The organism is Streptococcus mitis ATCC 6249 (genome assembly GCF_000146585.1).
Taxonomy (GTDB): Bacteria; Bacillota; Bacilli; order Lactobacillales; family Streptococcaceae; genus Streptococcus; species Streptococcus mitis_AZ.
Genome location: NZ_GL397183.1, coordinates 1 through 829 on the forward strand (window position 1 = coordinate 1; position 829 = coordinate 829).

General features: G+C 42.1%; 1 protein-coding gene. It reads left to right on the plus strand.

Annotated features, from left to right (window positions below):
* The coding region (locus HMPREF8571_RS10930) for a MucBP domain-containing protein (protein ID WP_000574544.1) at positions 1-754 on the plus strand (754 nt) is incomplete at its 5' end.
* Between the last annotated feature and the right edge of the window lie 75 nt (positions 755-829).

Here is an 829-nt window from a genome sequence, read left to right on the forward strand (position 1 = left end):
CAAGGATAAGGAAGGCAATGAAATTCCAGGTAATCCAAGCGAAGACGGTGAACAACCGAAGAAAGATATCCCAGGTTACCGCTTCGTAGAGACTAAGAAACTTCCAAACGGCGACACAGAGCACGTTTATGAGAAGGTTAAGACCAGTCATAAGGATAAGGAAGGCAATGAAATTCCAGGTAATCCAAGCGAAGATGGTGAACAACCTAAGAAAGATATTCCAGGCTACCGTTTCGTCGAGACTAAGAAACTTCCAAACGGCGACACAGAACATGTCTACGAAAAAGTGAAGACCAGTCACAAGGATAAGGAAGGGAATGAAATTCCAGGTTATCCAAGCGAAGACGGCGAACAGCCTAAGAAGGATATTCCAGGTTACCGCTTCGTAGAGACTAAGAAACTTCCAAACGGCGACACAGAGCACATTTATGAGAAGGTTAAGACCAGTCATAAGGATAAGGAAGGGAATGAAATTCCAGGTTATCCAAGCGAAGATGGTGAACAACCTAAGAAAGATATTCCAGGTTACCGTTTCGTCGAGACCAAGAAACTTCCAAATGGCGACACAGAACACGTTTATGAGAAGGTTGTTACTGCCCCTCAACAAAAACCGACTGAGCAATCTCCAACGACTAAAGCAACCAAAGAATTACCTAATACTGGTACGGAAGATCATGTAGCTTTGGCAGCTCTAGGAGTACTTGGTTTGATGAGCGGATTTGGACTTGTGTCTCGTAAGAAAAAAGAAGACTAATTCTATACTCGAGATTCTAAGTAGTATCCATTAGTTTCTTAAACAAAAAACCAACTAATCTAATGATTAGTTAGG